Source organism: Lysobacter sp. F60174L2 (assembly GCF_052547135.1).
On the sequence record NZ_JBQWRA010000001.1, the window covers coordinates 122,437 to 140,665 of the forward strand.

At 70.9% G+C, this 18,229-nt stretch carries 14 protein-coding genes; 6 read left to right on the plus strand and 8 right to left on the minus strand.

Annotation, left to right across the window (positions count from 1 at the left end):
- Positions 1-85: 85 nt before the first annotated feature.
- Positions 86-1,882, plus strand: a complete 1,797-nt coding sequence (locus ACT9AS_RS00510) for a BamA/TamA family outer membrane protein (RefSeq protein ID WP_445098158.1) — start codon at positions 86-88, stop codon at positions 1,880-1,882.
- 2 nt (positions 1,883-1,884) lie between these two features.
- Positions 1,885-5,853: a translocation/assembly module TamB domain-containing protein gene (locus tag ACT9AS_RS00515; RefSeq protein ID WP_445098159.1), complete on the plus strand. Its 3,969-nt coding sequence runs from the start codon at positions 1,885-1,887 to the stop codon at positions 5,851-5,853.
- 22 nt (positions 5,854-5,875) lie between these two features.
- Here the strand turns inward: ACT9AS_RS00515 and ACT9AS_RS00520 are convergent, their stop codons facing one another.
- Both ACT9AS_RS00520 and ACT9AS_RS00525 read right to left on the minus strand, forming a co-directional pair.
- A complete protein-coding gene (locus ACT9AS_RS00520) occupies positions 5,876-7,528 on the minus strand; it encodes a Na+/H+ antiporter (protein WP_445098160.1) in 1,653 nt (550 codons plus the stop codon).
- A 50-nt stretch (positions 7,529-7,578) separates the two neighbouring features.
- Positions 7,579-8,574, minus strand: a complete 996-nt coding sequence (locus tag ACT9AS_RS00525) for an SDR family oxidoreductase (RefSeq protein WP_445098161.1) — start codon at positions 8,572-8,574, stop codon at positions 7,579-7,581.
- Positions 8,575-8,746: 172 nt separating this feature from the next.
- Between ACT9AS_RS00525 and ACT9AS_RS00530 the strand changes: the two genes are divergently transcribed.
- The 3 genes from ACT9AS_RS00530 (at position 8,747) to ACT9AS_RS00540 (ending at position 10,304) form a co-directional block, all read left to right on the plus strand.
- A complete protein-coding gene (locus tag ACT9AS_RS00530) occupies positions 8,747-9,445 on the plus strand; it encodes an RNA polymerase sigma factor (protein WP_445098162.1) in 699 nt (232 codons plus the stop codon).
- A gap of 63 nt (positions 9,446-9,508) precedes the next feature.
- Positions 9,509-9,850, plus strand: a complete 342-nt coding sequence (locus ACT9AS_RS00535) for a hypothetical protein (protein ID WP_445098163.1) — start codon at positions 9,509-9,511, stop codon at positions 9,848-9,850.
- Between the two features lie 13 nt (positions 9,851-9,863).
- Positions 9,864-10,304, plus strand: coding sequence for a DUF2231 domain-containing protein (locus ACT9AS_RS00540; protein ID WP_445098164.1), 441 nt, complete (start codon positions 9,864-9,866; stop codon positions 10,302-10,304).
- Positions 10,305-10,329: 25 nt separating this feature from the next.
- Here the strand turns inward: ACT9AS_RS00540 and ACT9AS_RS00545 are convergent, their stop codons facing one another.
- The 4 genes from ACT9AS_RS00545 to ACT9AS_RS00560 form a co-directional block, all read right to left on the minus strand.
- Complete coding sequence (locus tag ACT9AS_RS00545; RefSeq protein ID WP_445098165.1) at positions 10,330-11,646, minus strand: exo-alpha-sialidase; 1,317 nt, start codon at positions 11,644-11,646, stop codon at positions 10,330-10,332.
- Positions 11,647-11,948: 302 nt separating this feature from the next.
- A complete protein-coding gene (gene mnmG / locus ACT9AS_RS00550) occupies positions 11,949-13,838 on the minus strand; it encodes a tRNA uridine-5-carboxymethylaminomethyl(34) synthesis enzyme MnmG (protein WP_445098166.1) in 1,890 nt (629 codons plus the stop codon).
- Between the two features lies 1 nt (position 13,839).
- The gene (locus tag ACT9AS_RS00555; protein WP_445098167.1) at positions 13,840-13,962 is read right to left on the minus strand and encodes a hypothetical protein; all 123 of its coding nucleotides are present in this window, start codon (positions 13,960-13,962) and stop codon (positions 13,840-13,842) included.
- Between the two features lie 444 nt (positions 13,963-14,406).
- A complete protein-coding gene (locus ACT9AS_RS00560; RefSeq protein ID WP_445098168.1) occupies positions 14,407-14,964 on the minus strand; it encodes a hypothetical protein in 558 nt (185 codons plus the stop codon).
- Positions 14,965-15,139: 175 nt separating this feature from the next.
- Here ACT9AS_RS00560 and ACT9AS_RS00565 point away from each other — a divergent pair, with 175 nt between their 5' ends.
- Complete coding sequence (locus tag ACT9AS_RS00565; protein WP_445098169.1) at positions 15,140-16,138, plus strand: pyridoxal-phosphate dependent enzyme; 999 nt, start codon at positions 15,140-15,142, stop codon at positions 16,136-16,138.
- 276 nt (positions 16,139-16,414) lie between these two features.
- Here the strand turns inward: ACT9AS_RS00565 and ACT9AS_RS00570 are convergent, their stop codons facing one another.
- Both ACT9AS_RS00570 and ACT9AS_RS00575 read right to left on the minus strand, forming a co-directional pair.
- Positions 16,415-17,104 (minus strand): hypothetical protein, encoded by a 690-nt coding sequence (locus ACT9AS_RS00570; RefSeq protein ID WP_445098170.1) that lies wholly within the window; start codon positions 17,102-17,104, stop codon positions 16,415-16,417.
- 90 nt (positions 17,105-17,194) lie between these two features.
- Positions 17,195-18,217 (minus strand): multidrug resistance efflux transporter family protein, encoded by a 1,023-nt coding sequence (locus ACT9AS_RS00575; RefSeq protein WP_445098171.1) that lies wholly within the window; start codon positions 18,215-18,217, stop codon positions 17,195-17,197.
- Positions 18,218-18,229 lie beyond the last annotated feature (12 nt).

Here is an 18,229-nt window from a genome sequence, read left to right on the forward strand (position 1 = left end):
AACCCTCTCCCGCAAGCGGGAGAGGGAGCAAATGCAGGAACGTGGCGTTAATCGCTTATTGACGCACACCCGCTATCCTGCGCGCATGCGCTTCCCCCACCGCATTGCCGCCGTCGCGTCGTGCCTGATTGCCAGCAGCCTCGCGATGCCCGCGGTGCACGCGGCGCAGATCGGCGAGGTCCGCATCGTCGGTCTCGACGAGGCGATGACGCAGAACGTCCGCGCCGCCCTGACCCTGGTCGACGCACAGGGCAAGGACCTGTCCGGCCGCCGCCTCGCGTACCTGGTGCGCGAGGCCGACGACGAGACCCGCGAGGCGCTGCAGCCGTTCGGCTATTACTCGCCGACGATCGAGGTCGATCGCACGCGTGGCGAGGGCGCGACCACCGTCACCATCACCGTCGACCCGGGCGAGCCGGTCACCGTGCGCCGCTCGCATGTCGCGATCACCGGCGAGGGCAGCCGCGACCGCTACCTGCGCGAGGACCTCGGCGAGTTCGAGCCCGATGTCGGCGAGGTCTTCGACCACCAGTTGTACGAGGCCAGCAAGACCCGCATCAGCCGCCGGCTCGCCGTGCGCGGTTACTTCGACGCCGACTTCGCCAGCCGCCGAGTCGAGGTCACGCGCGCCGACAACGCCGCCGACATCGACCTGGTCTGGAGCAGCGGCCAGCGCTACGACATCGGCCCGGTTACGTTCGAGCAGACCCCGCAGGCGATCATCCGGCCGTCGCTGCTGCAGCGACTGCAGTACTGGGAGGACGGCAGCTACTACCACCAGGGCAAGCTCGACCGCCTGCGCGAATCGCTCGCCCGCCTCGACTACTTCGCCAGTATCGACATCCAGCCGCATCCCGAGGACGCGGTCGGCAACGACGTGCCGGTGACCGTCACCCTGACCCCGGCCAAGCGCAGCATCTACACCGCCGGCCTCGGCTACGGCACCGACAGTGGGCCCGGCGTGCGGCTCGGACTGGAGCGGCGCTACGTCAACGACCGCGGCCACAAGGCGCTGGCGCAACTCGACTACGCGCAGAAGCGCAAGACCCTGACCCTGCAGTACCGCATTCCCGCGTTCGCCTGGCTCGACGGCTGGTACACGATCAGCGCGCAGGCCGCCGACGAGCAGTCCGACTACGTCGACTCGCGCCGGATCGAGTTCGTCGGCAGCCGCAGCGGCGAGGTCAACGACCACCTGACCGTGGTCGCCTCGATCCATGCGCTGCGCGAACGCTGGGCCTACCTCGCCGACGACGACGGCGATCCGGAGACGCCGCGCGACTACCGCTACGCCACGTTCACCTACCCGTCGTTGCGCGCCGAGTACATCGACGCCGACAACCTGGTGTTCCCGCGCGACGGCCTGTCGGGCACGCTGCTGCTGCGCACTGGCGTCGAAGGTGCCGGTTCGGACGCGAGCTTCGCCCAGGTCCGCGCGACCAGCCACTGGTATCGCGGCATCGGCGAGCGCAACCGCCTGATCGTGCGCGGCGAGCTCGGCCATACCTACACCAATGCGCTGGTCGACATGCCGCCGAGCCTGCGCTTCTTCGCCGGCGGTGACGACAGCATCCGCGGCTACAGCTGGCGCGAGGTCGGGCCGCGGATCGAGGGCGTCGACGGCAAGCTCTACGCGGTCGGTGCCAAGAACGTCGCCACCGCCAGCGTCGAGTTCGAGCACTACTTCACCGACAGCTGGGGCGCGGCGGCGTTCGTCGATACCGGCAGCGCATTCAACGGCACCCCCGACTGGCGCACCGGCGTCGGTGCGGGCGTGCGCTGGCGCTCGCCGGTGGGGCCGGTGCGGCTCGACATCGGCCACGGCCTCGACGATCCGGACTCGTCGTTCCAGCTCTACCTCAGCGTCGGCGCGGACCTGTAGCGATGGCACCGACCCTCCGACAACTGCGCTTCCGCCGCCGGCACATCGACCCGGACCTGACGCCCGAGCAGCGCGAGGAGCGCATCAAGGAACTGCGCCGCAAGCGCGAGGCGCGATTGCGCGTGCTCGCCGTGCGGAGCGTGCTGCTGGCCGGCGCGCTGGTGCTGGCGGTGGTGCTGCTGGGCTACTGGCTGCTGACCACGATCGGCGGCCGCGACTTCCTGCTGGCGCAGATCGTCGCGCGGCTGCCGGCCGACGCCGAATTGAGCTGGTCGCGCGCCGAAGGCCCGGCGTCGGGCCCGCTGACCCTGCACGACGTCCGCTTCACCCTGCCGCGCCAGCGCGACCCGACCTGCGTGCCGACCGACACCGCGACCTGCGCGATGGGAACGATCGTATTCACCGCGCGCGAGGCGACGATCGACCCGGCGATCCGGCCGCTGCTCGGCCGCCGCCTGCGGCTCGACGCGTTGCAGCTGACCGGTGCGACGCTCGACCTGCCCGAATCCGACGCGCCGTTCGAGCTGCCGCGCTGGCCCGACGCGCTGCCGCAGATCGCGCCGCCGCTGGCGCTGCAGGCCGACGACGTGCGGATCGACGGCTTCCGCGTGTCCAGCGCCGGCGCGCCGCTGATCGACATCGCCCACCTGCGCGGCGGGCTCGTCGCCGACGAAGGCGAACTGCACATCGAACGCTTGCGGGTCGACAGCGACCGCGGCCGCTTCACCGTGCACGGCGACTACGCGCCCGGCGACAACTACCGCAGCGACCTGGTCGCGACTGCGGTGCTGCCCGCAATCGGTACACGCACGCCGCCGCGGCTCGGTTTCGTCGCCCGCGGCGACCTCGCGCGGATGGATGTCGCGCTGGCCGGCCACGCCCCGGGGCCCTTACAGGCAACGCTGGTACTGCGCGAGAACACCGAAGACAACGACCGTCCGCGGTGGCAGTTGCGCGCCCGTGCCGACGCACTCGACGTGGGGTTGCTCACCGACCCCACCGCCGCGCCAAGCGAGACGCCGCTCTCGCTGCAGTTTCAAGCCGATGGCGTTGGCGGCGAGGCGAACCTGAGCGGTGACGCACGGCAGGGCGATTTCACCGCAACGGTGCTGCCCTCGAAGGTGCACCTCGAAGAGCAGGTGTTGCGGTTCGATCCGCTGCATCTGCAGCTGTTCGACGGCCAGTTGCGCCTGCGCGGCCACGCCGATTTCAACGATCCCGGCAACGCCACGTTCCGCTTCGCCGCCAACGCCCACGACCTGCAATGGGGCGGCGCGACCGCGACGGGTGCCGCGCCCACTCCCGTCATCGAGGCCAATGGCGACTTCGGCCTCGCCGGCACCATGCAGGCCTGGGCGCTGGTCGGCCGCGCCACCCTCGCCCGCGACGGCCAGCAGGCCGACCTCAGCCTCGACGGCCGCGGCGATGCCGAGCGCATGCGGCTCGAGACCCTGCACGTGCAGATGCCGACCGGCACCCTCGACGCCACCGGCGCGGTCGCCTGGGCGCCGGCGCTGGGCTGGGATATCGACGCCCGCCTCGCCGGCTTCGATCCCGGCTACTTCGCCGCCGGCTGGGACGGCGCGGTCGATGGCGACATCACCAGCAGCGGCCAGACCCGTACCGACGGCGGCCTCGACATCAACGCCGATGTCACCGACCTTGGCGGCCGCCTGCGCGGACGCCCGCTCGACGGCAACGCCAACTTCGCCATGCACGGCGCCGCGCCATCGGGCGGCACCACGGTCTACGAGGGCGAGGTCGCGCTGAGCCTCGGCGGCAGCCGGATCGATGCCGAAGGCCGGATCGACGACCGGCTCGACATCAACGCACGCTTCGCGCCGCTGCAGCTGACCGACCTGCTGCCCGACGCCAGCGGCACGCTGCGCGGCACCTTGCGGCTGCAAGGCCCGCGCAGCGCGCCCGACATCGCCGCCGACCTCGATGGCAGCGCGATCCGCTACGGCGACTACTCGGCCGATTCGGTCGCGATCAACGGCGAGCTGCCGTGGTCGCGCGGCGATGGCGCGATGACGGTGGACGCCACCGGACTGGTCGCCGGCGTCGCGCTCGACCGGCTCGACATCGACGCGCGCGGCGCGATCGAAGCGCTGCGCCTCGATGCGCAGGCGCAGGGCGAGGTCGGCCGCCTCGATCTCGCCGGCAACGTCGCCCATCGCGGCAACCGCTGGAGCGGCACCATTGCCAGCCTGCAACTGGCGCCGCAGCGCGGTGCGGACTGGCAGTTGCAGCAGCCCGCCGCCTTCGGCTGGGCCGGCGGCAGCGCGACCCTCGACGATTTCTGTCTCGCCTCCAGCGCCGGCGGTTCGCTGTGCGCCGACGCCGACTGGCCGCGCCGCGGCGTCACCATCGACGGCCAGGGCTTGCCGCTGTCGCTCGCCAGCGCCTACCTGCCGGAGCAGGACGGCCGCGCGTGGCTGCTGCGCGGCGAGCTTTCGATCGACGCCCAACTGCGCCCGCAGGGCAACGGCTGGGTCGGGCAGGCACGCATCGCCTCGGCCAGCGGCGGGCTCAAGTTCAGCGAACGCGCGCGCCGCGAACTGCTGCGCTACGACGACCTGCTGCTGCAGGCGAACTTCCGCCCGCAGGGCATCGAGGCCACGCTCGCCACCGTGTTCAACGACGACGGCCGCATCGATGCACGCATCACCACCGGCTGGGATGCCTACGCGCCGCTGGCCGGCGAGCTCGCGTTCGATACCGACGAGCTGACCTGGATCGAACTGTTCTCGGCCGACATCGTCGAGCCGACCGGCCGCCTGTCCGGCCGCATCGCGCTCGGCGGCACCCGCGCCGCACCACGGCTCGGCGGACAGGCGCAACTGGCGGAGTTCGAGACCGGCATCCCGTCGCTGGCGATCGCCCTGCACGACGGCAACCTGCAGCTCAACGCCCTGCCCGACGGCAGCGCGCGGATCAGCGGCAGCGTGCGCTCGAGCTCGGCCGCCGGCAATCCCGACAGCGGCGTGCTGAACATCGACGGGACGCTCGGCTGGCAGGGCGATGACACCCCGCTGGTGCTCAACCTGCGCGGCACCGACGTGCTGGTGTCGGACACCCCCGACCTGCGCGCGATCGCCAGCCCCGACCTGCAGATCAGCTACCGCGCCGGCGAGCCGCTGCAGCTGACCGGCGAGGTCGTGGTGCCCGAGGCGCGGATCAACCTGGAGGGCCTCGACGGCGGCGTCTCGGCCTCGCCCGACGTGGTCGTGCTCGACCCGGTCGATCCCGACGCCGGCCCCGCCGCGCCACTGGCGATGGACCTGGCGATCGTGGTCGGCGACGACGTGCGCATGAACGGCTTCGGCCTCACCGGCAGCCTCGGCGGTCGCCTGCAGATCCGCGCCCGTCCCGGCCGCGAAATGATCGCCACTGGCAACCTCGACGTCGGCGGCGAGTACACCGCCTACGGCCAGGACCTGACCATTACCCGCGGCCGGCTGAGCTGGTCGGCCGACCCGATCGGCGATCCGATCATCAACCTGCGCGCCGAACGCGAGATCGGCGAGGTCACCGCCGGCGTCGATGTCAGCGGCCGCGCCAGCGCGCCACAGGCCGAGGTCTGGTCCAACCCGGCCAGCTCGCAATCGGAAGCCCTCGCGTACCTGACGCTTGGCCGCCCGCTGTCGAGCCTCAGCGGCAGCGAGCGCGGCCAGCTCAACGCCGCCAGCGCCGCGCTGACCGCCGGCGGCAGCCTGCTGGCCGGGCAGCTGGGCGCGAAGATCGGCCTCGATGATGCCGGCGTGATGCAGAGCCGCGCGCTCGGCGGCAGCGTGTTCGGGGTCGGCAAGCAGATCTCGCCGCGGCTGTATGTCGGCTACGGCGTGTCGCTGCTCGGCACCGGCTCGGTGCTGACGCTGAAGTACCTGCTCGACCACGGCTTCGACATCGAGATCGAATCGAGCTCGATCGAGAACCGCGGTTCGGTCAACTGGCGCAAGGAGAAGTAGCCTCCACCGCCAGCACGGAGCCTCAGTGCCCCGCCTTGCCCAGCAGGCTCGCCTCCATCAGGTCCAGTTCGCGCACCAGCTTCTGGTGCACCACGTCGTCGATCGCGAACGCGCGGCGCAGCTTGTACAGCTCGTCGCGCTCGGCATCCAGCGCGCCCAGCCGCAACCGGCGCTCGGCCTCGGCAACGCGCTGCATGTCCTCGGCGTTCTCGCCGCTGAGGTCGCCGTAGTCGAGGTGGCGCTGGTAGACGTCGCGCAGCACCATCGCCGCCTCCGCCCGCGCCGCAGTCGCCTTGGGGTCTTCCAGCGGCTCGGCCAGCAGCAGGTCGATCCTGCGCAGCGCCGCCTCCGACGCCGCCACCCGCGCGTTGGCCTCGGTGTCCTTGCGCTCCGGCTCCGGCAGCACGTCGGTCAACCCCCGCGTCAGCAACGGCAGGCCGACGCTGGCGATCGTCAGCGACAGCAGGATCACCCCCATCGCCAGGAAGATCGCCACGTCGCGCGCCGGGAACGCGCTGCCGTCGGGCATCAGCAGCGGCAGGGTCAGGATGCCGGCCAGGGTGATCGCGCCGCGCACGCCGGCGGTGGCGATGATCGCCAGCAGCCGGGTCTGCGGCATCGCGGTGTCCTCGCCGCGCCAGGCCGCGCGGAACACGGTCAGGCGGATCGCGATCCAGACCCAGGCAAAACGCATCAGGCCCAGTCCGAGGGTGATCACCACCACGTAGCCGAGCAAATGCCAGACATCGTTGCCGCTGCCGGTGGCCTCGGCGGCCTCCGGCAGGCGCCGCAGCATGCGTGGCAACTGTTCGCCGAGCAGCACGAAGATGATGCCGTTGAGCGCGGTCTGCACCGTGTCCCAGACCGCGCCGCGCTGCATCCGGGTCGAGGCCAGCGGCCGGCCCGACAGTTCGCCGTAATGCATCGCGATGCCGGCCACCGCCGCGGCGAGGATGCCGGAGACGTGCACGTGCTCGGCCGCCAGGTAGGCCGCGAACGGAATCAGCAGGCTGACCAGGATCTGGATTCCCGGGTCCTCGCCGGAACGGCGCACCAGCAGCCGGTTGAGCCGGCCGATCACGAAGGTCACCGCGACGCCAACCACCAGACCGCCACCCGCGACCAGCAGGAAGCTCACCGATGCGTTGGCCGGCGAGAACGTACCGGTCAGCGCCGCGGTCACCGCGAAGCTGAAACACACCAGGCCGGTGGCGTCGTTGAGCAGCGACTCGCCCTCGAGGATGTGCATCAGGCGCGATGGCAGCGGCGAGTTGGCGGTCACCGCGCTCACCGCCACCGGATCGGTCGGCGACAGTATCGCGGCCAGCGCGAATGCCACCGCCAGCGGCACCGCCGGCACCAGCCACCAGATGAACCAGCCCATCCCGATCACGGTCAGCACCACCAGCCCGATCGCCAGCGCCAGAATCGGCTTCCAGTCGCGGAAGAACGCGCCCTTGGGAATGCGCCAGCCATCGAGGAACAGCAGCGGCGGGATGAACAGCAGCAGGAACAGGTGCGGCTCGAAGTCGACGTCGAAACCCAGCGTCGCCAGCCCCGCGCCTATCGCGATCTGCAGCAACGGCAGCGGCACCTTGAACGGCAGCAGGCGCGCGATGAAACCGCTGACGACCACCGCCAGCAGGAAGACCAGGACCATCGTGACTACAGGCATGCGGATTCCACAGGAACAGCGGGGGATACCGCCTATTTTGCCTCGTCACCCTACCCGCGTGGTCCACCCATCGCCGGCAGGATCACGCCGTTGACGTAGGACGCGCACACCTTCGATGCCAGGAACACATAGGCCGGCGACATTTCCTCGGGTTGCGCCGGGCGGCCCATGTCGCTGTCCTTGCCGAAGTCGGCGATCTTTTTCGCGGGGCGGTCGGCCGGGTTCAGCGGCGTCCACACCGGCCCGGGCGCGACCGCGTTGACCCGGATGCCGCGGTCGAGCAGGTGGCTCGCAAGCGACTTGGTGAAGGCGTGGATCGCGCCCTTGGTCGCCGAATAGTCGAGCAGTTGCGCGCTGCCGAACAGCGCCACTTCCGAGCCGGTGTTGACGATGCTGCTGCCCGGCTTCATGTGCGGGATCGCCGCGCGCGCCAGCTTGAAGTAGCCGCCGATGTTGGTCTGCAGCGTCTCTTCCCACTGCGCGTCGGTGATGTCCTCGATGCGCTCGGCGTGCTGCTGGAAGGCGGCGTTGTTGACCAGCACGTCGAGCCGGCCGAACGCCTTAAGCGCCTCCCTGACCGCCTTCTCGCAGAACGCGGTCTTTTTGACGTCACCGGCGATCACGATGCAGCGGCGACCTTCCTCCTCGACCGCGGCGCGGGTGACCTCCGCGTCGTCCGGCTCGGCCAGGTGCAGCACCGCGACGTCGCAGCCCTCGCGCGCGAACAGCACCGCGACCGCGCGGCCGATGCCGGAGTCGGCGCCGGTCACGATCGCGGCCATGCCTTCGAGCTTGCCGCTGCCCTGGTAGTCGGGGGCGAGGTAGCGCGGCTGCAGTTCCAGGTCGTGCTCGTAGCCGGGCTTTTTCAGGTGCTGCGCCGGCAGCGGGTTTTTCGGTTGCTTGCGCGGACCGGTCTGTACCGGCTTCTTCTTCGCGGCCTTGGACTTGCCGGGCTTTGCGTCGATCTTCTTCTGGATCGAGCGCTGGCGGGCAACGGTGTCGCCGGCACGCTTGCCGGTCTTGCTTGCGCTCTTGCGGGTGGCCATGGCGGTCGCTCGTGTGGACTGCGCCCAGCACAGCAGGCCGGCCGTTGCCCGGACGTGACCACGAAGGCAACGCGGTGTGAGTGCGCGGGCCAGCCCCGGTCCGCCGGATCGGGACCATACTCGGCGGGAACCTCCCGCGCGCTGGCGCATCCGACGGGTATGGAGGGCACCGATGAGCCGATCACCGATCAACACCGTCGTCGATTACGCGTCGCTGGACGACGTGGCACTGGCGGGGCGGGCACAGGCCGGCGAGCGCGAGGCGTTCCGCCACATCATGCAGCGTTGCAACCAGCGCCTGTTCCGGATCGCGCGCGGCGTGACCGGTGACGACGCCGAGGCCGAGGACGTGGTGCAGGCGGCCTACGCGCGTGCGTTCGAAAAACTGCACGGCTTCCGCGGCGACGCCAGCCTGGCAACCTGGATGACCCGGATCGTGCTCAACGAAGCCTACGGACGGCTGCGCCAGCGGCGGCCGACGGTGCCGGTGGAGGCGATCGAGATGGCGCAACTCGATGGTGGCCGGGTGGTTCCGTTTCCCTCCCGCTATGGCAACGAGGACCCCGCCGCCGGTGCGGCGCGGGCGCAGATCCGCGGGTTGATCGAGCACGCGGTCGATGCACTGCCCGAGGATTTCCGGGTGGTGTTCATGATGCGCGAGATCGAGCAGTGCAGCGTCGAGGAAACCGCGCGCACGCTGGAACTCAAGCCCGAGACGGTCAAGACCCGCCTGCACCGCGCGCGGCGGTTGTTGCGCAGTGCCCTGCAGGACAGCGTCGCGGCCAGCCTTGGCGATGCGTTCCCGTTCCTCGGCGCGCGCTGCGAACGCATGACCGAGGCGGTGCTGGCACGGCTGGACCGCGCGCGCTGAGCTGGCGCGCCCGCGCTCTCCATCCAAGCCGCTACATCCATCCACAACCAAGAGGGGTTCGACATGCTTGTCACTTATGCGGTCATCATTTTCGCCATCACCGCGCTCGGCGGACTGTTCCTGGCCAGTTACGTGCTGCGCGGCAGGCTGGCGCCCTGGGCGGTGTCGATCCTGCATGCGTTGCTCGGTGCGGCCGGCCTGGTGGTGCTGCTGCTGGCGGTATTGCAGGGCGGCGCCGGTCGCGTGACCGCGGCGCTCGGGCTGCTGGTGGTCGCGGCGCTGGGCGGCTTCTACCTGGCTTCGCTGCACCTGCGCGGCACGGTCGCGCCGAAGGGCGTGGTGTTCCTGCATGCCGGGCTGGCGGTGGTCGGGTTCCTGACCCTGCTCACCGTCATCGTGATGTAGCCGGCGGCCCGCGATGAAGCATCCGTTGCACCCGGCACTCGTGCATTTCCCGATCGCCTGCTGGTCGCTGGCGACGCTGGCCGACATCGCCAGTCCGTGGCTGGGGCAGCCGGCGTGGTGGCTGGCCGGCGTGCTGATGGCGATCGGCACGCTGGCCGCGGTGGCGGCGATGGGCGCTGGGTTGTTCGAGCTGGTGAAGATAGGCGAGGCGGATCCGGCGCTGCGGGTCGCGCGCTGGCACATGCTGGCGGCGATGGCGGCGTGGCTGGCCTACGCGGCGAGCCTGCTGTTGCGGCTGGACCTGCCGCTGGACGCGACCCCGCTGGCGGCGCCGGGGGTACTGGAGATCGGCCTGAGCGTGGTCGGTTTCGGTTGCCTGGCGGTCGCCGGCACGCTCGGCGGGACGCTGGTCTACGGGCATGGCGTTGGCGTGCGACGCGAGCCGGGTCGCTAGCCGTGCTGGCCATGCGGGCGTCCGGCTATTCGATGTTTTCCGGATCACGCAGCACCACGCCCTGCAGCCTCGGCTCGCCATCGACGACGTCGGTCCATGCGACGCGGACGGTACCGTCGGCGAGCGCCAGTTGCGGGAAGCCGGTGCCGCGGCCGCGGCCCTGCAGGCGGGCGAGCTCGATGCGCTGCAACTGGCGCGACAGGTCCGGCGCGTAGCGGGCCAGTTGCAGCGTCTGGCCGGCCTCGTCCTCGCGGGTCCACAGCACCCACGCCGCGTCGGTACCGATGGCGACATCGACACGGCCCTGCACCGCCGCGCCGACATCGACTTCGACCGGCGTTGCGAAGTGGTCGCCGGCGTCGAGCGAGCGCGCGATCTTCAGCGTCGGCATGTCGTTGGCGGCGGTATACCAGCCGACCAGCACGGTGTCGTCGCGGGCGTCGGCCGCGGGGCCGTTGACCGGGCAGGCCGGCATCGTCCAGTGGTCGGCGTGGACGGGGGTCGGGTCGCCCCAGCGGTTGCCGTCGAAACGGGTCACCACGATGTCACGGAGCTCGGCGTCGGTGCGGTCGCGGTAGACAACCAGCGGGCCGCGCGCGGTCATCGTGACGTCGGTCTGGCAGCAGTCGCAGGTCGCGGCGTCGAGCATGCTTTCGCCGCTGCGCGCGAGCTTGGCGTCAAAGCGCGCGGCGCGCAGGGTCATGCGGCCGCCGCCGTGGCCGGCGTGCGCGTCGTGGCCGCCGTGACCTTTCGCGGCGGCGGTTTCGCGGCCGTCGAGCCAAGCGATGCCGAGGCTGTCGACGGACGCCGGCCACAGCGACACGAAACCGTGCTCGGTCGGGGTGCCGTCGTCATTGACCCGCAACGGTTCGGACCAACTGGCGCCGTGGTCGTCCGAGCGCACCAGCACCACATCGTAGGCGTAGGGCGCCTCGGCCGACTGTTGCAGCCAGTGCGCCCACAACGCGCCGTCGGCGGTGGCGGCGAGGTGCGGGGTGTCGGCCCAGTTGACGAACCAGTCGTCACCGCGCGCGATGGTTTGCGCGGCGCTCCATTGGCCGTCGGCGAAACGCGAAAAGCGCAGGGCATGGCCGTCGGCGTCGGGGTTGATCCACGACAGCAGCAGGCCGTCGGCGGTGGCGACGAGGTCGGGCTGCGCGGCGCCGGGCGGGCTGGGCAGCGCCCAGGGCTCGGCGACGAATGTGGGGGTTGTCGCCGAGGTGGCCGATGTCGGTGGCGTTGCGTCGGTATTGCCGTCAGCGACGGGCGCCGCATCCGGTTGGCAGGCGGCGAGTGCGGCGGCGAGTGCGGCGGTCAGGGTCAGGGCGGGTAAGAGGCGCATGCAGATAGCGTAACGCCGGCTGGCGAGTGGCGTTCGAGCGCTCATGTCACTCGCATCCGATGTTGGAGCGACGTAAGTCGCGATTTCACCGGTGTTGCAGGAGCCGTGGCATCCGCTGTTGCGGAGCTTGCCGAAGGCGTGGCTTCGAGTGGGTCCTGCCGCGAGCCGGTCCGCCAGACTGCGGCTGCGTCGAGGAATTCGCGACTTACGTCGCTCCTACGGTCAATACAGACGCCGTTCGATCGCGCGATCGGATGGCGCTGCAGCGGGCCACCGTCATACCGGCGTGGTCCGGTGTCGGTTTACGCAACCCGGCTGCGGCGCTGGCGGGTCAGGTGGACCAGCAGCAGCGAGATCGCCGCCGGGGTCATGCCGGGGATGCGCTGGGCCTGTCCGATGGTCTGCGGGCGGACCTGGGCGAGTTTGCCGGCGAGTTCCAGCGACAGGCCATGGACGGGGCCGTAGTCGAAGTCGGCCGGGATCGCGGTGGTCTCGTGGCGTTGCTGGCGGGCGATCTCCTCAAACTGGCGGTCGAGGTAGCCGGCGTACTTGACCCCGATCTCGACCTGCTCGGCGACCGCCAGGTCGGCGACCGCGGGGCCGAGCGACGGCACCGCGAGCAATCGGGCGTAGTCGATTTCCGGCCGCTTCAGCAGGTCGCGGGCACTGCCTTCGCGGCTGGGCTCGATGCCCAGGTGCGTGGCGATCTCCCGGCCGAGGGTGTTGTTCGGCGAAACCCGGAGCGCGCCGAGCCGCGTGTTCTCGGCCTCGATCGCCTCGCGCTTGGCCTCGAACGCGGCAAAGCGCGCGTCGTCGACCAGCCCGAGTTCGCGCCCGACCGCGGTCAGCCTCAGGTCGGCGTTGTCCTCGCGCAGCTGCAGGCGGTACTCGGCGCGCGAGGTGAACATGCGGTATGGCTCGGTGGTGCCGTGGGTGATCAGATCGTCGACCAGCACGCCGAGGTAGGCCTGGTCGCGGCGCGGGCTCCAGCCATCGGCACCGGCCACCTGGCGCGCGGCGTTGAGGCCGGCCAGCAGGCCCTGCGCGGCGGCCTCCTCGTAGCCGGTGGTGCCGTTGATCTGGCCGGCGAAGAACAGGCCGTCGACCGCCTTGGTCTCCAGCGTGGCCTTGAGTCCGCGCGGGTCGAAGAAGTCGTACTCGATCGCGTAGCCGGCGCGGGTGATGTGGGCCTGTTCGAAGCCGCGGATGCTGCGCACCAGTTCCAGCTGCACGTCGAACGGCAGCGAGGTCGAGATGCCGTTCGGGTAGATCTCGGCGACGCCGAGGCCCTCGGGCTCGACGAAGATCTGGTGGCTGGCCTTCTCGGCGAACCGCACCACCTTGTCCTCGATCGACGGGCAGTAGCGCGGGCCGATGCCCTCGATCTGGCCGGTGTACAGCGGGCTGCGGTCGAGCGCGGCGCGGATGATCTCGTGGGTGCGCTCGCAGGTGTCGGTGATCCAGCACGAGACCTGCCGCGGGTGGTCGGCATGCGAGCCCATGAAGGAAAACACCGGGCGCGGGTCATCACCCGGCTGCTCGCGCATCACGCTGTAGTCGAGCGAGCGGCCGTCGATCCGCGGCGGGGTGCCGGTCTTGAGCCGGTCGACCACGAACGGGCCGTCGCGCAGCTTTGCCGCCAGCGTCTGCGCCGGCGGGTCGCCCGCACGACCGGCGGCGTAGGTGGTCTGGCCGACGTGGACCTTGCCGGCGAGGAAGGTGCCCGCGGTCAGCACCACCGCCGGCGCGTGGAAGCGCAGGCCGGTCTGGGTGGTGACGCCGCCAACCTTGCCGTCGTCGAAATCGATGTCGTCGACCGCGGCCTGGAACACGGTCAGCCCCGGCTGGTTCTCGACCGCCCGGCGCACGAACGCGCGGTACAGGTTGCGGTCGGCCTGGCAGCGGGTCGCGCGCACCGCCGGGCCCTTGCTCGCGTTCAAACGCCGCCACTGGATGCCGGCGGCGTCGGCGGCGTGCGCCATGACCCCGCCGAGGGCGTCGATTTCCTTGACCAGGTGACCCTTGCCGATCCCGCCGATCGCCGGGTTGCAGCTCATCGCACCGATGGTCTCGATGTTGTGGGTCAGCAGCAGGGTGCGGGCACCCGCGCGCGCGGCCGCCAGCGCGGCCTCGGTACCGGCGTGGCCGCCGCCGACCACGATCACGTCGTATTGGTAGAAATTCGGGGTCATTTCAGCAGCCCATTGCAGGCGGGAATTCTACGCCGATCAGGCACTTGCGGTTGGCGGGAGGACTGGGCTTGGCCAGCGCCTCCACTGGATGCGTGAAGACGGCGTCAACGTTGGCATGCTTCATGCGTTACTTCCCATGCACCCGGCAGGGCAGGCGCCAAGCGCCGGTCGGTATTGGAACAGGGGCCGACCAAGCGCCTGCCGGGGAAGCACAGGGACCGAATGTCGGGGGACATTCGGTCCCTTTTTTTGCGCCTCGGCCGCGCCGCAAGGGCCTCGCCGGTCACATTCCGCGCGAGACGCCCGTCGGGGCGCCTGCGGAAATCCCCGGTCCAGCGCCTGATCCAGGGCCCGACGGCAGCGGCCAAGCCCCCTTCCCGGATACGCGAAAGCCCCGCTTGGCGGGGCTTTCGGTGTGGGCGTCGGCATCCGACGGGGACGGAACAGGGGGGATCCGGGATTCCTCGTCGGACACCGACATTGAAGCGGCAACCCGATTACGTCGCAATGCGACGCTTTCTGTCAATACCCGCGACTCGTCGTCAGACGAACGGCAGGTACCGGGGGATCACCGTTCTTCGGTTTCGACGCGGCGGACTGCACCGGACCGGGCGCGCTGCATGACCCGCTCCATCCGCGAACCACCACCATCGTTGCTGCGCGCCCGCACCGGCGTTGCGGGACGACGCACCGGAGCTGAGCGCACCGGCGTGGCCGGCCGCACCGGCACCGACATCGGTTTGCGCTGGACCACCGGCGAACGCTCGATCCGCTCACGCTTCAGGCGCTCGTAATCCCGCCACGGCGCCTTCTGGTCGTGGTCGCGGTCCTCATGGTGGCCGTTGTCGCCATCCGGACGCGGCCGGATCACCACGGGCGGCCGGTAGTAGCCGTACGGATAGCCGTGGCGGTAACCGCCGTAGTAGTACGGGTAGCCGCGACGGTAGTAGTAGCTGTTGCCGTAGTAGCCATCGTAATAGCCGCCCGGCGCGCCGTGATACCGGTAGTCGACGCCCGGCTGTCCGTAGTAGTAGTCGCCACGGTCCTGGCGGTAGCTGTAGCCGCCGGTCATGCAGCCGCCCAGCATGGCCACCGCGATCGCGGGCAGAATCAGTTTTCGGATCATCGTCATGTTGGGAACCCCCCGGGTCATGCGGTCATCGTCGGGCCGAGGCATTGAACTCGCGCTTAATTTGCAGTATTGCACGGCCCCGCAGCTGACCGGTTCAGGTAGCCCTCGCGATTCCGGGCACGCCGGTTCCGCCCGTCCGCAAGGGCCACCGCTGCGCTACGCTGCAACGATGTCCGCAGCCAACATCGCCTCCCCGCCGTTTCGCGCCTCCGCCGACACGGTCGGTTTCGACGACGTACTGGGCGCCGCCGCGCGGATCGCGCCGCATGCCCATGCGACCCCGGTGCTGCGTTCGCGGACGCTGGACGCACTGGCCGGCTGCGAGTTGCACTTCAAGGCCGAGCACCTGCAGCGCAGCGGCGCGTTCAAGTTCCGCGGCGCCTGCAACGCGGTCTGGTCGCTGGACGACGCGCAGGCCGCCCGCGGGGTGGTCACCCATTCCTCCGGCAACCACGGCGGCGCGCTGGCGCTGGCCGCGCGCACCCGCCGGATCGGCTGCCACGTGGTGGTACCCGAAGGCGCGGTCGCGGCCAAGCTGGCGGCCATCGCCGCCTACGGTGCGACCCTGCACCGCTGCGAACCGACGATCGATGCGCGCGAGGCGATGTGCGAGCAGGTCCGCCAAGCCACCGGCGCCGAGCTGGTCCACCCCTATACCGACCCGCGCGTGATCGCCGGCCAGGCCACCGCGGTGCTGGAGTTGCTGTCGGGGCCGGCCGTGTTCGACGCGGTGGTGGTTCCGGTGGGCGGGGGCGGACTCGCCAGCGGCAGCGCGATCACCCTCGCCGCCTGCGCCCCCGGCACCCGGCTGTGGCTGGCCGAACCGGCCGGCGCGGCCGAGACCGCGGCGTCGCTGCAGCGTGGCGAGCGGGTCACACGGTTCGTCCCCGATACGATCTGCGACGGCCTGCGCGGCACCCTCGGGGCGCCCAATTTCGAGCTGCTGCGCCGCCACGCAGCGAGCGTACTGGTGGTCGACGACGACGCCACCCTGCACGCGATGCGGCTGCTCTGGCGCCACTGCAAGCAACTGGTCGAACCGTCCTCGGCGATCGCGCTGGCGGTGGTGCTGGCCAACCCGGAGCACTTCGCCGGGCAACGCGTGGGCATCGTGCTGTCGGGCGGCAATGTCGACCTGGATGGCCTGCCGGCGCTGCTGGCGGGCTGACAGAAGCGCCTGTCCGCCTGGAGCGACTGTAGGAGCGACGTAAGTCGCGATTTCCTCGAGCTCACCCGACGCCTCGACTGTTGGCCTCGACGACGCCTGCCGGAGGCTCCGGGCAGCCGTTCCGCAACCACCCCGGTATCGCGTCGGCCGGATCGGTGCGTTCGCGACTTACGTCGCTCCTACACAAGGCGCGTGGCCGCGGCGGAGCAACGGGCGCGGAGATGCGGGACGCGGACCGGGCTGGCGTGGGACGTCGGACTGGACGCGACCTGGGTGCTACCGCACGGCCGGACCCGTAACGCCCGCCTCGACCAACCGCTGCAAACCTTCGCCCAGCAACAGCCGGGTCACCCCGGCACGTTCGGACATCGGCCGTTCGTGCAACACGTCGAGCAGCATCGCGACCGAATCGCAGCGCGCGGCGTGGTCGTTGCCGTCGAGGCCGGCGATGAAGCCGTCATTCAGCAGCGCGGCACGCACGCCGGCGGCCTTCAGCACCTGCCGTGCGGCGGTGACATCGTGGGCCTGCGGCGGATTCTGCATCGCGGCGACAAACACGCCGGCAACCGCATTGGCGAAGCGCTCCTGGCTGGCCTGGCCGAGCCGCGAGGCGATCGCGTTGAGCCCGGCCAGGCTGCGGTCGGACGCGGGGTCGAACAGCCGGCACAGCACCTGCGCGTCGGCCGGGTCGCGGCTGCTCGCATGCATTGCCTGGAACAGCCGATCGATCGCCGGGTCGGGTGCGCGCGCCAGCAGCTCGGTGCCGTCGGCGACCAGCACCGCGGGGTCGAAACCCCACTGCTCGATCGTCGCGCCGGGCGTCGCCGGCGTGGCTTGCGGCGGTGCAGATTGCGACGCCCCTTGCGGCCCGGCCGTCGCCGCGGCTGCGGCCGGCAGCCATCCGGCGAGCAGGATCACGGTAAGCGCGGTCGTCGCAATCGGCCGGGATGCGAACTGGATCGACATGGACATGGGCGACTCGGAACGCGGGAATCCACGCCGAATCTAGTCGTCAACGGCTGAACGTCGTGTCTGCAACGCCAGCCGTCGGGTGGCTCAGACGCCGCGTTCGCTGCGCAGGTCCTGGGTCGCGCGGTGGTCGCCAGCGGCCGCGCGCGCAGCGATCCAGCTGAAAATGACGATGCCGACGACCACCACCGCCGCACCCCACAGCGCCGGGCCACGCGGCCAGCGCTCGCCGAGCCAGAGCACTCCGAGCAGGGTCGCGAACAGGATTTCGGCGGCCTGCATCGCCTCGGCCGCGGCCAGTGCGGTGGGGTCGTTGCGGACCATCCCGGTGGCCTGGAAGAACAGCACCGTGGCGATGATCCCGGCGCCCAGCGCGACCCCGCCGGCGAGCCAGACCTGGTCCATCGACGGCGCGCCACCATCGATCCCGGCAAACAGCGCCAGCACCAGCCACAGCGGCTGGCTGGCGAGGGTCAGACCGAACACGCGCTGGGTCGCATTGAGTTCCGGCCCTTCACCCGGGTGGCGTTCGAGGTGCAGCAGCAGGCCGCGGTTGCCGAGCGGGTAGGCCACCGCGGCAACCGCGACACAGGCGAGTGCGAACCAGCCGGCGCGGTCGAGGTCGCCGCCACCGACGCCGAGCTGCATCAACAGCACCCCGGCGACCACCAGCAAGCCAGCCGCCAACGCGGGCAGCGGGATCCGTGCGCGCGCATCGTCGTAGAGCAGCGGTGCGCACAGCATGCCGGCGACGACGGTCAGCTGGAACGTACCGGCGACCAGCCACGACGGTCCGCTCGACGCCGCGAAGCTCAGGCACGCGTAGAACAGACCGAAGCCGACCGCGCTCCAGCCCAGCCACGGCCACGGGTGCGCGCGGATCGCCCGCCACACCGGTGCCACTCCGCCCTGCCAGTGCATCAGCGGCAGCATCAGCGGCAGCGTGATCAGGTAACGCAACGCGGCGGTCCAGGCCCAGTGCCCGCCACCGGTCGCGGCCGCGCGGTTGAGCACGTATGCGCAGGTGAAGAACAGCGCCGCGGCCAATGCGATGGCGACCGCGAGCAGGGTCCGGTTCCGGTGGCTCGCGTGTGGGATGTGGTCGGGCATGCCTGCGAATCT

What these genes read in the sequence shown, in the direction of transcription:
- ACT9AS_RS00510 (WP_445098158.1), top strand. Translation starts at nt 86, where the DNA reads ATGCGCTTCCCCCACCGCATTGCCGCCGTCGCGTCGTGCCTGATTGCC.
- ACT9AS_RS00515 (WP_445098159.1), top strand. Translation starts at nt 1,885, where the DNA reads ATGGCACCGACCCTCCGACAACTGCGCTTCCGCCGCCGGCACATCGAC.
- ACT9AS_RS00520 (WP_445098160.1), bottom strand. Translation starts at nt 7,528, where the DNA reads ATGCCTGTAGTCACGATGGTCCTGGTCTTCCTGCTGGCGGTGGTCGTC.
- ACT9AS_RS00525 (WP_445098161.1), bottom strand. Translation starts at nt 8,574, where the DNA reads ATGGCCACCCGCAAGAGCGCAAGCAAGACCGGCAAGCGTGCCGGCGAC.
- ACT9AS_RS00530 (WP_445098162.1), top strand. Translation starts at nt 8,747, where the DNA reads ATGAGCCGATCACCGATCAACACCGTCGTCGATTACGCGTCGCTGGAC.
- ACT9AS_RS00535 (WP_445098163.1), top strand. Translation starts at nt 9,509, where the DNA reads ATGCTTGTCACTTATGCGGTCATCATTTTCGCCATCACCGCGCTCGGC.
- ACT9AS_RS00540 (WP_445098164.1), top strand. Translation starts at nt 9,864, where the DNA reads ATGAAGCATCCGTTGCACCCGGCACTCGTGCATTTCCCGATCGCCTGC.
- ACT9AS_RS00545 (WP_445098165.1), bottom strand. Translation starts at nt 11,646, where the DNA reads ATGCGCCTCTTACCCGCCCTGACCCTGACCGCCGCACTCGCCGCCGCA.
- mnmG (WP_445098166.1), bottom strand. Translation starts at nt 13,838, where the DNA reads ATGACCCCGAATTTCTACCAATACGACGTGATCGTGGTCGGCGGCGGC.
- ACT9AS_RS00555 (WP_445098167.1), bottom strand. Translation starts at nt 13,962, where the DNA reads ATGAAGCATGCCAACGTTGACGCCGTCTTCACGCATCCAGTGGAGGCG.
- ACT9AS_RS00560 (WP_445098168.1), bottom strand. Translation starts at nt 14,964, where the DNA reads ATGATCCGAAAACTGATTCTGCCCGCGATCGCGGTGGCCATGCTGGGC.
- ACT9AS_RS00565 (WP_445098169.1), top strand. Translation starts at nt 15,140, where the DNA reads ATGTCCGCAGCCAACATCGCCTCCCCGCCGTTTCGCGCCTCCGCCGAC.
- ACT9AS_RS00570 (WP_445098170.1), bottom strand. Translation starts at nt 17,104, where the DNA reads ATGTCGATCCAGTTCGCATCCCGGCCGATTGCGACGACCGCGCTTACC.
- ACT9AS_RS00575 (WP_445098171.1), bottom strand. Translation starts at nt 18,217, where the DNA reads ATGCCCGACCACATCCCACACGCGAGCCACCGGAACCGGACCCTGCTC.